The following is a 14022-nucleotide window of genomic DNA, read 5'->3' as shown; positions in this document are numbered from 1 at the left end:
CCGCCGATAATCGTAATAAATTGTAGAATTAAAGGGCTATATTCAAACAAATACGAGCAGCGTGCTACTAAGAATACTCCTGCCGTTACCATGGTTGCTGCGTGAATAAGTGCGGATACCGGAGTCGGTCCTTCCATCGCATCAGGAAGCCATACATGTAAACCAATCTGTGCAGATTTACCCATACAGCCGATGAATAATAAGAAGCAAATAATATCTAGAATAGAAAACTGTAACAATATTTTTGTATTAGATAATAATTCTGCAGATGAAAATACATCTTTGTAATTTGCCGAACCACAATAAACAATAATCGTTATTACGCCTAAGATAAAAGCAAAATCGCTGGCTCTATTTGTTATAAAAGCTTTAATCGCTGCTTTATTGGCGGATTCTTTTGAATACCAAAAACCAATTAGTAAATATGAGCAAACGCCGACGCCCTCCCAACCGAAAAATAACTGTAAGAAATTATCGCTAGATACTAGCATTAACATAAAAAAAGTGAATAAAGAAAGAAAAGACAAGAAGCGTATAATCCCCTTATCTTCGGCCATATAGCCAAGCGAGTAAATATGCACGACGCTAGATACCCATGTTACGACTATAAACATTATGCTAGTTAGCTGATCGATATAAATCGACCAATTTACTTTAAAATTTCCAACCTCAATCCATGGTAATAATTTAATATGGATTATATTTCCGTCTAAGCCCGCATCACAAAATATTATTAATGAGAATAAGGCAGATAAAGATAAAAAGCCGGTTGTAATTACTTGAGCTAATTTTTTGTCTATTATCCTTACGAATAACTCGTTTATTATTGCAGAGGCAAGCGGTAACATGATGATCATTATGGAAATATTTTGATACATCATTATCCCCTCATCTGATTAATGTCGGTAATTTCAATTGAGCCTTTATTACGGAAATATATTAGTAATATTGCAAGCCCGATTGAGGTTTCGGCAGCTGCTACGGTTAAGATTATAATACTAAAAATTTGTCCCGATAATTCTTGCATATATACGGAAAATGCAACAAAATTTATGTTAACTGCAAGCAGCATTAACTCAATAGACATTAATATATTGATAATATTTTTGCGATGCATAAATAATCCAAACATTCCGATAGTAAAAACTAAGCTGCTTAAGATTAAATAATGATTAAGCGAAATATATTCATTCATATTTAATATTCTCAACACCTTTATTTAGAATAGGCCTTGTCATTAATACGGTATTTTCTTTATTGTGACGTAGTTGTTTTGATATATCTTGACGTTTTACTCCCTCACGCTTCTTTAGTGTTAACGTAATACATGCAATCATAGCGACAAATAAGATAAGGCCCGCCATTTGAAACGGTAGCATAAAGTCTGTGTAGAGTACGCCTCCTATTGCTTTAGTATTTGAGATATTATTTGTTATGGCAAATGATATATCGGAGCTGAAATTAATATTTTTGGTGCCAAGTAAAATAATTGTTACTAAATCAGCAAACATTGTTAGAGCTATAAAAATACTTAAAGCAAGATTTTCTTTTAACTGTGTTATTGTCTTATTAAAATGCATATCTAGCATCATTATCACAAATAAGAATAATACTGCTACAGCTCCAACATAAATCACTATCAGCATCATAGCTAAAAATTCTGCTCCAAGCAAAATCATAAGCCCTGCACCGTTGATAAATGCAAAAATTAACCATAATACCGAATATACGGAATTCTTGCTTAAGACAACGCATAAGCTACTGATAGTTATTAATGTTGCAAATAAATAAAAAAATATAGGCATGGTGTTTATATAGGTTGTGTCTTATCTCTATTTTATCCTCGTAAAACTCGTTTTACAACATTAGGTTCTTTCTCAATAATCTTAAGAAGTAATTTTGCAGCTCCGGTAGGTAATCTTCTTCCTTGTTCCCAGTTTCTTAAAGTTGCAACACTAACTCCAAATGTTGTAGCAAATTGTTGTTGTGTTAATTTTAACTTATCTCTTGCTTCATGCACGTCCATATTAGATAATTTTATATCATGTTTATTTGCTTTTAATTTTCCTTTAGCGTATAAAACAGCCTCTTGCATTCCAATTAATATACTTTTTTCGGTTTGATTAGTATTTTTATTATTCATTTTTGCCTCTTCCGACATGTTTTTTGCATGATTTCGATGTCATTCCCGCGAAAGCGGGAATCCAGAAAAATAACCTTAATATAAATACATATTTGACATAGTAAGCCTATATTCAAACATCAAACCAACAAAGCATTAGAAGAAAATTTCTCGATCATCGGAGTAAATAAGCTTTCTAGTTCTTTGCGTATTTCTTCTTTGTTTTCTACCTTTTGACCTTCTTTACTTAAAGTTAGCTCGCCTTTTTCTACATGACCAAGTACAGCCTCAATGATTGCTTTTTTATCATGTTTACCGTCCATATATCTAAGTGCAAACTTCTCAAAGAAATTAACGCCGATCGGTTCATGTTTTAAATTTGTAACCCACATAGAAGGTGTATGGGTTGCTTGATGTATTACCATTTTTGTTGTTTTAGGCTTATCAAGCTCAGGGTTATTTCGATGCTTCTGATTTGTAATACTAATATAACCTTGTAATACTAGCTTCATTGCATTATTTAAAAGCTCAGCTTTAATTTCGTTTAATTTAGTATTATGTAGCTTTTTATTAGCTTCAGCGGTTATTTTCTCAAAGCTTAACGGATTATTTAGATTCTCGCTGAAAGTGTATAAAATAGCTTTCATATAAGGCGAACTAGTTGTTAAGTTAGAGTCTTTATTACCGTTTAAGAAGAATTTTAAGGATTCTGAAGCATTATTAAGATCTACTTCTTTGAGTGGTTTTTCAGGCACTATATTAAAGATCATATTAAATTTCGTTATATCATCATTGTTAATATTTCTATTAATTTTCACATCACTATGACATAACAAAGTGGTTCTAAAACGACGATTCGTAATGAAATCCATATATTGTTCAGTTCTAACTATATCGTTCACCGCTTTTAACTGCTCTACTACTTTTGGTGGCATATTACCAAGATACATAGTCGAAAGATTACAATCGGCTAAATATTGTAAATTGTGCTTTCTTGCTTCATTCATAAATTCATGGAAGTAGAATTGAGCATTTTCTTCTTCTAGATGATCATGACGTAAATAATGATCGGTTTGTTTAGCAAGCAGCCCTGCCTCGGTTTTTAATACTTCTGCATAAGGAGTTTTAGAATTCTCTAAGCTATCCTTAACAAATTCTAGTAACAATCTAGATTGAGCTATTCTATCCCGTACATTTGCAAATGAGTTAGAATGATACATCATCATATCTCTAATAGTACGGACCATATTCCAACCCGGTAGCGTATTATAGCTAATATATGCTATTCCGTTTGGGCTAAGATTTTTATTACAAACTTCAAAAATTTTATCTCTAACGGTTTTTGGCACCCAAGAAATTACGCCATGGCAAATTATATAATCAAACTTACCGAAAGAATCATCAATATCGGTTATCGAACAATGATGAAATTCTATATTTTTCAGTCCAAGTTCTTTGACATTTTTATTTGCTTCGTCAATTTGTACCTTAGACAAATCAACCCCAACAAAATGAGCTTTTGGATAAAGAACTGCGTGTGGTATTAAATTACCGCCTGCTGCACAACCAAGCTCTAATATTTTTGCATTCTCGACTTCAGGAGCATTTACATCGAAAAGAGTTGCAAGTGTACTTAAGTGATAGGGGTGGGTAGTGGCATACGGGTAGCTCTCATATGGTACTTCATCATAAGTGTTATGATCTGAAACCGCACCGTTAAGAACTGATTGTATGGAATGTGATTTTTTTGCCGTCTTATCATGACCGTTAGGGGTAGAAGAAGAGTTAGTAGCTTTTTGGGACATATTTTTTCCTTATATAGTTGGATTATTCGTGTCATCCCGCGGCTTGACTGCGGGATGACATTGCAGCTTTCATATAAATATTTCACAGAATTATTAAAATGGCAATCTATAAGTAAATCCTACACCAAATTCTCCAACGGCTATAGTTTTTTTGATAGGATTTGCCGGCACAAATTGCCCCGTTTTCATATCAAGCGTATCATAATTAATTCTTACTCTATATGCCGTTTGTAATTTTGCAGTTGCATCAATACTTAAATTTGAAGTTACATCTTGTGAAATCCCAAGACCTGCTTGCCAAGCAACACAATTTTTATGAGTTCTTCTTACTTTAAAATAATCGCTATTTATAACACTCCACCTAGAAGAGGTAGGCTTAACTTTTATTTGTGCTATTCCACCTCCAAGTATTACAAAAGGTGTGAAAGTTTTTATTTTTTCTAAATCATAAATAAGGTTTAGCATATATATTTGATAATACGGTAGTATTACCTGGGGTTTTAGGAATAGTGAGACCATTACTTAAATTTTGCTGAGGTAATACGTAATGCAGACGATATTTAGGTTGATAAGTTGCTGAGAATTCAATAGCTATCTGTGGATATATTATATAGCCTATTTTCCCACTATGCATACTTGATTTTTTTAAAATTATTTCGGTATTTGAGTGTTTATGTCGGAATTTACTAACGACCGGTTCAACTATTCCGCCTTCTGCTCCTATATAGAACCCTGTTTCTTTTGCAAAAGCAATGTTATTAAAAATTATGATAGTAATAAAAAATAATTTTAGTAATTTAGTCATTATAATTGCTTAAAAAATAAAAAAATATTATATACCCCTTTTATTAATGGTCAATCATATTTTTCCTAATTATGGAAGCAATTATACCAAATAGTAATAAAGTAATAGTTACAGTGAGCGAAACATATGCCGGAATCGCTATATAATGATGAATAAATATTTTAAAGCCGATAAATATTAAAATTAAAGCCAAAGAATATTTTATATGACTGAAACGTTCTACAATTTCTGCTAAACAAAAGAATAACGCTCTAAGCCCTAAAATAGCAAAAATATTTGAAGTATAAATTATATAAACATCATTAGTAATTGCGAATATTGCCGGTATACTATCTATAGCAAAGACTAAATCTATTGCTTCTATCAGTATTAGAGATATAAAAAGGGGGGTAAAATATAGTTTGTTATTACGTTTAACAACAAATTTATCCCCTTCAAGATTAGGAGTAATATTTAGATTTTTTACTATTGACTTGTAAATATAAGAATTCTGTATATCAAAAGTTTTATGTGATACATAAAAAGTTTTTATACCGGTAGCAATAAGTATTACGGCAAAAATATATAATAACCAGGCAAATTTATTTATAAGAATAATACCGCCGTAAATCATTATGGCTCTGAATATTATTACGCCTATTATACCGAAAAATAAAACACGATGTTGATATTTCCCGGGAATTTTAAAAAATTGAAAAATAATAGAGATAACAAAAATATTATCAAGTGACATAGCTTTCTCAATGAGAAAGCTAGTATAATATTCACGAGCATGATCTGCCCCCGTATTATAGTAAACATAGATACAGAATAAACAAGCTATTACAAAATAGAAAAGACTAAAAAGTACGCTTTCTTTAAAGCTCATTACGGTATTTTTTTTGTGTATTATTCCCAAATCGAGAATCAGTAAAGCAGCGATTACCGTATAAAAAATAATCCAACTCATTTATTTATCTCTTCATTTTATATTGCATGTGGAAATATAACCCCCCGCCAAACATAACTCTTAGCTGGAATTTTATAGTATTTTCTCCTTGTTTTAAATAACGCTTTATATCAATCGGTAAATTCTTAGCTTGTAATGCTTGACCTTGGTCATTTCCATTGTTACAGTACCTTTTCTCATCTAGAGAATCAACGTTAGTAGGGAGGCTAAGTAGCTTTGTGCCGTTGACATATATTAATGTGCAATCATCATACCATAAATCTTTTACCTCAAAATACTCAATATCGTCCATTATTGCATCTAAAGTTACTTTGAATTCTACAGTATGCAATATTGTATTGCCCGGTTCATTTGTTGCATCTATAAATGCCCCATCCTTTGGAAATGCCATAATGCTCCCCTGTGGTAACGGTTTTTTGTTTAAGATATAGTCACCTATTTTAGTTACCGGATTATAAGGGGTCTCAGGTAATTGGCTTGATGGAAAGTCGTTATAACCAACTTTTATAGGTAATCCTGTAGATTCTCTACAGCCGACATCTTGACCTAAAGGTTCAAACTCGACAACCTTTCTATCAAAATATGACAAACAATGGCGTTCTAAAGGTTTACTAGGATCAATAACTATCCAATTCGTTGGACATTTTCCTTTTGCAAGTTCTCCTATATCGCTTTCAGGCCATTCTGCATTACCGTGATTGTTACCGGAAGGAGCTCCCGCTGTGCTAGGAATTTTAGCACAAGTAGGTACTAATATAGGAGCACAAAGATTCAGCTCTTGCCAAGTTTTATCTCTTACATCCTCAGTCTCAGCTTTATATGTCGGCTCAGGAGGAGTGTTTTCATCTCTTTTTGTATATGTCACTGTATAATATTTTGAAGGATCTACCGGTACTAATATTGGTCCTATGTTAGGTTCCGGCTTAATTCTATCTGTATAATCCCTACTTAAAACACATATTGGAGTATTAGCCTTATCGTTATTGGTATAGCATTTACTCGGAATCTTATTTATATTGCAAGTATAAATTGTAATACCTCTTCCTGGACCTGACACTGTTTCTTCTAGAGTACAGCTCGTTAGATCTGTATCTTTTTTACATAAGCCAAGATTTGGATATTTAACGTTATATTTATTTTTAAAATCCTTACAATTTATAGTATCGTTGTTGTTTAGTTTAGCAAGTACACAATTTGTCGAGTCATTATTGTAACCGGGAATAGGTGATCCATCAGGTAAAGTAGGAAGCGGCATAGGATTACAATGTTGGAAATTTTTCGGCATCAAGCAGGCATGCGTTCCACCTTGGATATATTTACCGTTTATATATTCTAAATATTTTAAATATACCGCACTTGAGTCAGGATTTCCATTACTATCATAAGGTTCTTTATCATCTTTATATTTACCGTGAATAGTCAACTGATTTAGAGCATTCTCTCCTGAAAACGGCATAGCAATATATTTATCTTCCTTCGGATCTTTAGGTATAAACGCAACGGAAGAACTATACTTATAACCGGCAAGCATTACTATGCTTTCTGTGTCAGTGGGGTTGGGAGGTGGAGGTCCGGCGTATGCTAACGGCGTTACAAGAGTGCTTGTTTCATCTATGATATTGTTGCCTTCTCTTACTTGTACTGAAGCAATGAATTGCGGTTTATAATAAGCATCGTTGAGATTGCTATCATTAGTACAGGTAATTCCGGCATATTGTTTTGCACATTCATAAGCAGCTAAGCTGTAAGAATGATTTACTCTCGGTACGCAATCTATTAAATTACCGGATTCAAATAAGCAAATATTATTAGGATTTTGCTTATCGTCTTCGGTATTACTAATAGAGACATAAAGCTTCCTATCTTTACCGTTATTGTCTTTTAAGGTGACATCTGTCTTTATAGGCATTAAGCTAGTTGTATCTTGTTTTTGTACCTCAGGAAATTTTACGCTTACATCCTTAAATTCGCCGATATTAACTCCCCATACTTTTTGGCAGGTAGTTGAATTAGAACTTGGACAGTCCGGTATATCGCTTATGTAGTAATCGCTAGGTGTTTCTACATTTCCAATTTTCTGCGAATATACTATTCTAAATCCCTCATTACAACCGTTAGCCGTAACACTACATGGCGTAGGAATTTCTGTATTAATACATGGAGTGCCGCCTGAAGTATTCTTACACGATTTAATTAAATCTTTAAAAGCCGTATTAGTATGAGTAATTTTTGCTGAAGAAAAATCTATATTACGTGGTTCTACACAAGTTTTGAGATCAGAGGTAGAACTCGTGCAAAGTGGAACAAGATTGCTAAAGCTAACACGTATGGTATTATTAACAATATTGTTTTTAACATTAATATTAGACGGCACTACACAAGCCGGACTAGTAGAAGATTGGTCAAACTTGCCGTTTGCATCTTTTATGCTACATACATTATTAGCACTAGCATTAATGCTAATATAATCTAAATTTGGACAATATGGCGGTGGAAAAGGTCCTAAAGGAAATTGTACACAACCAAAAGAATAGCTATCTACAGAACCGTTTAATGACCCAAGTGCTTCAATAATTTTTATTATTAAATCAGGAAAAAAATTAAAAATCTCTCCTATTGCATTAAGTATTGATTGAAGTACTTTTATAAATTCTGAATTTTGATCTATCATACCAAGAAGCTGCCCTAATAAACTTGGTAAACTTGCTCCTTTTACCGTTTCAACTAAAAATTTTAATACTTTTGCAATAGGGCTAAGTTCATTAGTTTGATGAAGAGGTTGACGATTAGGATTCCAGTCCATCGGATCAAGATGTACACCGGAATCTGAAACAAGGTTAACAAGTCCAGGGTCGCTATAAGCACAAAGTTTAGGAGATTTTAAAGTAACTATTTTTCCGTCTACACCGATTATCTTATTATCACTTTGCGTGTAACCGACTTTATTGAGATGTACTCCATCGGTATAACCTGGATCTGCAGGGGAAGGTGTAGCATTTATTCCGGGAGGCGGAGGCATATCCGGTACGGCAATTCTAGCACAAACTCTAGTTAGAGGTAGACCGTAACCTGTAGGCCATAATACACATTCTCCATCCCAATTTAAAGTAGAGTTTTGGTGCCAACAAGCTGCGGCATTACAGCTTTGAACTCTAATACGAATTTTTGGAGTAAAGTAACTACTATCAGGGGCTTCTTCCGCACATCTATTGAGTAAAAAACCGATAAATGTACCTGGGTAATCAAATTTTAATAAACAAGTATCATTATCGCGACCGTCGCTTTTATTCCAAGGAGGACACAATGTGCCTGGTTTAAAAGGCCCTCTTTTTACTTCATTTTTGCTGCCCTTATTCCAAATTTCCGTTCTCTCACTTTGACCGCAATTACATGGATCGCTAAGACAATCGACTATATCACCCCAAATAGATGCATATACATTAAATGAGAAAAATGAAAATAAGAAAAATAGTAAATATTTTTTTAACACTTTGAGTATTCTTTATGCTCGTTGTTTTTATAGTTCATAATAAATTATTGTCATCCTGCGAGCTTGTAGCGGGATCCAGTCCTTTTTAGTTTTTTTGGATCCCGTGAATAAATCACGGGATGACAGAGTGAAACATTAGTCCGTATTTAACTCATTATATAGGTAATTAACCCAATTATCCGGAGGACCTTGGTGTTGTTCAAGTATTTTTTTATAAATATCCATTTCCTCTTGTCTGCTTGATAAAATACGGACAATTCCTATTAAAGCGGCAATACTTAATTCAGAAGCTATCGATTCATTATCCTTACTAATTAAGAACATTCTTGCAGAAAGTATTAACTGTGATAATTTTCGTATTTCCGGCTCGCTTAAACCTAAAATTTTATCTAAATCTTCTATTTTAACGTCAGACGGTAGAATAATTTTAGTATTAATTAAATCAAGCCAAGGTTTTATAGTATATTTTGGATATGACTTAAGATAAATAAAATTGAAATTACTGAAGAAAATACCGTTATTTTGAGATAAATTATTATAGATTAAATTTATATTATCATAATAAACCTCAGGTCTGTAAAGTTTATCAAAATTATCGGCAGCAAATATTTTAGGTTTTCTGCCAACTAGGCTTAAATGATAAGTAAAAGCATAAATTACTGCTGCACTAATACTTTGGTGTTTCTTTAAATTATTATTAAATTGTTCTAAAAATTTTCTCTCCGTCGGGTAAAATTGTTTAGAAAACGGCTCATCAGAAAGTTTATATAAATTAAACCCTATAACTTTCCCTTCTTCAATGTTAAGAGACGGTCCATCAAATAATCCATAATATAATTGTCCTTCGGTAAAAACTTTAAGTTTATCAAGTATTTGTATTCCTCCTTTCTCCTTAAAATCTTCTAATTTTAAAATATCGGAAAAAATACGTTTTTCTTTTTCAATTGATAAAATTTTATTTTTTAAGTTCTCTAGAAAAGATATCTCTATTTCACTAAGAGGTGAAATATAATGACCACTGATTAATTTTAAAAATTCTAAAATGAAGGCTTGTGATTTTTCTGTATCATCTACTAAAAATGGATTTATAATTTGTTTGTCCGGTTCTAACCATTTGCCTTCTATTGCCTCGATAAAAATTTTAGAATCATTATTATTAGAGATATAAATTATTGTTGGATCGTATTTAGTCGATTCTGATATTAAAAAGTTCAATAATACGGTTTTGCCGGTTTTTCCCGTACCAAAGATGCAAGTATTGCCTTTATTCGTTTTATCATGAAAATTCATGAAATATGGAGTACCTTTCTCGGTTCGTAGTAAAGTTATAGCCTTACCCCAAGGATTATATTGATTACCGAGTGTAGTATTATGAAGAGCGGTAAGAGAAGCAATATGTTCTACGGATAATGGTGACATTCTACGTATAAAGGCAAAGTTAGCAGGTAATTGCGACCAAAATATTTGCTCAATATTAAGATCTTCTTTTACATGAATAATACCAAGTTTAAAAAGTTCGGTTGATGCTTTAGTTACGGCTGCATCTAGTTTATTTTCATCTTCTTCTATAACGGCAATTGAAATTTGCTGATTACAAAATTGAAAATCTAAATTAGCTGCATCAAGCTTATTAATCCCTTTGTGATTAAGTAAAGTTGAGTCGTTAGTAATTTTTAGAATATAATCTTGACCATGCAATTTGGATGTTACTTGTTTTTTGCTAACAAAGTAAAATATTTCAGTTATTATTAATTCAATCGGTAACTGTAAAAATTTATCCAGTGTATTAGAAGGAGTTTCTTGATATTCTTTTATAGATAGTAAAGAAGCGAATTTATTATTTTTCTCATGATCCGTAACTACCATTTTATCGCTGCTAATTTTATAAATACTTCTACCTAGTGCATCGGATAAATCTATTATAGGTACCAAACAATCATTATTATTAAGATTAGCTATTCGATTATATAAAAATAAAGGATTAGAAAAAACATTATCATTTTCAAATATTATGCCGAGTTTTTCAGCACCGAATTCGTTTAAATCGTTTAAAATATTATTAGTGATATTTTCTAGTTTTTGAAAAGCTGAATCTAAGTAGTTATTTTCAAAATCAGTAATTAATTTACTAGATAAAGAATTTATTAAAGAGTTAAAATTTTTGATGTCAACTTTAGCAGAATTATGTACTATAGATATATATAAAGTATTAACGAATTTATCATTCCAATGGTTTTTTCTTTGCCATAGTGCATGAATATTTGCCGGTAATAATTTTTTGTAAGGAGTGGAATCGTCTAAATTTTGTTTTTCTCGTATTGTATGTAGCCAAAAAGCAAAATCATAATCGGTTATATTCTTTTTTATAGAAACTCTAACCATTTCACGTAAATTTTGTATGTTATCGCTTATTTTCTCTGAGTTAATGCCGTGTATTTTGATAATTTGTAGTAATTTACCGTCTTTGGTAAGTAAAGTATTTTCATTATAATGACATGCTATAGGTATAAAATTAGGAGCATTATAATTATATATATCTTTGTCAAATTTTCGTAAATCACTAAACACAAATAACCTGAATTTAAATTATCGTTTTGTATACTATGTAACATTCGGGATGTCATCCCGCGACTTGATCGCGGGATCTAGAAATAACTTAACAATACTAATCATTTTATTATTAGTAACTGGATACCGTGGTCAAGCCACGGTATGACACAGAGTCACACAACGCCGTTTCCTACATAACGATGCCAATTTTTCAAATTAAACGAGTATACCACAAAACTTTACCTTATTATTTATATTTAATAAACAATTATTCACTATATGTAGTGATTTTTTGTAACCCTCCCATGTAATTTATCAAGACATCAGGTATAGTTATTGATCCATCTTCATTCTGATAATTTTCAAGTATTGCAACCATAGTTCTTCCGATAGGTAATCCTGAAGCATTTAAAGTATGAACTAAGGTAGTTTCGTTACTGCCGAATTTCTTATATCTTGCTTTCATTCTACGTGCTTGAAAATCTCCACAATTAGAACAGCTAGCAATTTCGCGATATTGCTTTTGTCCCGGAAGCCATACTTCTATATCATAGGTTTTTTTTGCCGCAAACCCCATATCTCCGGTGCAAAGTAACATAACACGATAAGGAAGATTCAGTTTTTGTAAAATAGTCTCTGATGCATTAGTTATATATTCATGTTCGGTTTTTGACTCTTCCGGAGTAGTAATAGATACAAGCTCTACTTTACCGAATTGATGTAATCTAATCATACCTCTTGTATCTCTACCGCTGCTACCTGCTTCTGATCTAAAGCACGGGGTGTAAGCAACATAACGCATCGGTAATTTTTCTCTCGGTATAATAGTATCGGCGACTATATTTACTAAAGATACTTCTGCGGTTGGAATTAGTCTGTAACCATTTGTTGTTGCAAAAGACTCTTCGGCAAATTTAGGTAGTTGTCCTGCATTATACATAGCATTATCTCGAACTAATACCGGAGGTGATATCTCAAAGAAGTCAAACTCTTTAGTATGAACATCAATCATAAAATTAATTAAAGCACGTTCTAGCTTTGCTAAATCACCTTTTAACGTTACAAATCTAGCTCCTGAAATTTTAGCAGTTTGTTCAAAATCCATTAAATTTAATTTTGTACCTAGTTCAAAATGCTGCTTATTCAAAGCATTTGGATTTGTCTCTCCGTAAGTACGAACTAATTTATTCATACTTTCATCAATCCCGTAAGGTGCTTCTTCGTCCGGAATATTAGGAAGCATATTTAATAGTTCATTTAATTCGTTATTATTATTTAGATCATGTTCGAGTTCTTCCAATTTCTCATTTATATGTTTGACATCTCTTTGTAACCCTTCAAACTCTTCGCCGCTTTTAGAGGCCATATTACCTAAAATCTTTGATTTTACCTTACGTGCATGCTGAAATTCTTGAATTAAACTCGTAATTCTTCTTTTCTCTCCGTCGAGCATAGCAATTTTACTAGACATAGGTTCAATAAATCTTTGGCTAAGCTTTTCATCGAATAATTCTTGATTTTCTCTAATCCATTTGATATTTAACATTTAGTGTCCTCGGTTTTTCTATAAAATTACATATCATTATTGAAGTTTCATATAATAAAAGTAGCGGTATTGCAAGAGCAAACTGGCTTAAAATGTCAGGAGGCGTTAATATTCCTGCAATAATAAAGTTAATTACCACGGCAATGCGTCTTTTTTGCTTAAGTGTTTGTACCTTAACTATTTTTAGTATATTTAATATTATTACCACGACCGGTAGTTGAAAAGCAACTCCAAAAGCAATAATTAAATGAATAACTAAATTTAGATACTCGCTAATTCTTGCTTCCAAAACTATCGGTACTATCATATCACGTTTTTCAAAACTAAGAAAAAAATTCCAAGCTTTCGGCATTACAAAGTAAAAAACAAAAATACTACCGCACCAAAATAAAATAGGCGACATAAAAAGAATAAAAGCGATAATTTTTTTTTCATGGCGGTGTAACCCGGGACTGATAAATAAATAACACTCCAAAGCAATTATAGGTATAATAATAGTAAAAGCAGTAAAAGCTGCAAGTTTAATATAGGTAAAAAATGCTTCTGTAAGCCCTGTATAAATTATATTTCGTACCGTATCACCGCTTAGCTTAGCAAGCGGTTTTAATAAAAAACTATAAATATTGTCGCTAAAATAATAGCAAATAGCAAATATAATTATAAAAGCAGTAAATATTCTAAGAAGCCTTATTTTTAATTCTAATAAATGTTCTTGAAAACTATATAGTTTCATAAAAATTCTGACTCTTCATTTC

General features: G+C 32.1%; 10 protein-coding genes and 1 pseudogene. All 11 read right to left on the bottom strand.

The window, feature by feature from the left end:
• Window positions 1-881: NADH-quinone oxidoreductase subunit L (locus MB29_RS03540; protein ID WP_032139083.1), on the bottom strand; the 881-nt coding region annotated here is incomplete at its 3' end.
• Window positions 881-1195: an NADH-quinone oxidoreductase subunit NuoK gene (nuoK, locus tag MB29_RS03535; RefSeq protein ID WP_010421133.1), complete on the bottom strand. Its 315-nt coding sequence runs from the start codon at window positions 1193-1195 to the stop codon at window positions 881-883. The genes MB29_RS03540 and nuoK, both read right to left, overlap by 1 nt.
• Complete coding sequence (locus MB29_RS03530; protein WP_032139029.1) at window positions 1188-1805, bottom strand: NADH-quinone oxidoreductase subunit J; 618 nt, start codon at window positions 1803-1805, stop codon at window positions 1188-1190. Before MB29_RS03530 ends, nuoK begins: the two co-directional genes overlap by 8 nt.
• 32 nt (window positions 1806-1837) lie before the next feature.
• Entirely contained in the window at window positions 1838-2143 is a 306-nt protein-coding gene (locus MB29_RS03525; RefSeq protein WP_032139082.1) for a helix-turn-helix domain-containing protein, read from the bottom strand.
• 119 nt (window positions 2144-2262) lie between these two features.
• Entirely contained in the window at window positions 2263-3927 is a 1665-nt protein-coding gene (locus tag MB29_RS03520) for a methyltransferase regulatory domain-containing protein (RefSeq protein ID WP_032139028.1), read from the bottom strand.
• 93 nt (window positions 3928-4020) lie between these two features.
• A pseudogene (locus MB29_RS08380) lies at window positions 4021-4732 on the bottom strand (outer membrane protein).
• Window positions 4733-4775: 43 nt separating this feature from the next.
• Window positions 4776-5681, bottom strand: coding sequence for a TerC/Alx family metal homeostasis membrane protein (locus tag MB29_RS03510; RefSeq protein ID WP_032139027.1), 906 nt, complete (start codon window positions 5679-5681; stop codon window positions 4776-4778).
• 4 nt (window positions 5682-5685) lie between these two features.
• On the bottom strand, window positions 5686-9171 hold the full coding sequence (locus tag MB29_RS03505; protein WP_032139026.1) for a hypothetical protein: 3486 nt from the start codon (window positions 9169-9171) through the stop codon (window positions 5686-5688).
• Between the two features lie 135 nt (window positions 9172-9306).
• On the bottom strand, window positions 9307-11739 hold the full coding sequence (locus tag MB29_RS03500; protein ID WP_032139025.1) for a VirB4 family type IV secretion/conjugal transfer ATPase: 2433 nt from the start codon (window positions 11737-11739) through the stop codon (window positions 9307-9309).
• A 250-nt stretch (window positions 11740-11989) separates the two neighbouring features.
• Window positions 11990-13267: a serine--tRNA ligase gene (gene serS / locus MB29_RS03495; protein ID WP_032139024.1), complete on the bottom strand. Its 1278-nt coding sequence runs from the start codon at window positions 13265-13267 to the stop codon at window positions 11990-11992.
• Window positions 13245-14000, bottom strand: a complete 756-nt coding sequence (gene tatC, locus MB29_RS03490) for a twin-arginine translocase subunit TatC (protein WP_032139023.1) — start codon at window positions 13998-14000, stop codon at window positions 13245-13247. Before tatC ends, serS begins: the two co-directional genes overlap by 23 nt.
• Between the last annotated feature and the right edge of the window lie 22 nt (window positions 14001-14022).

Source organism: Rickettsia tamurae, from assembly GCF_000751075.1.
GTDB lineage: Bacteria > Pseudomonadota > Alphaproteobacteria > Rickettsiales > Rickettsiaceae > Rickettsia > Rickettsia tamurae.
Note: the sequence above shows the minus strand (reverse complement) of the source record. Positions and strands in the feature narration are given on the sequence as shown.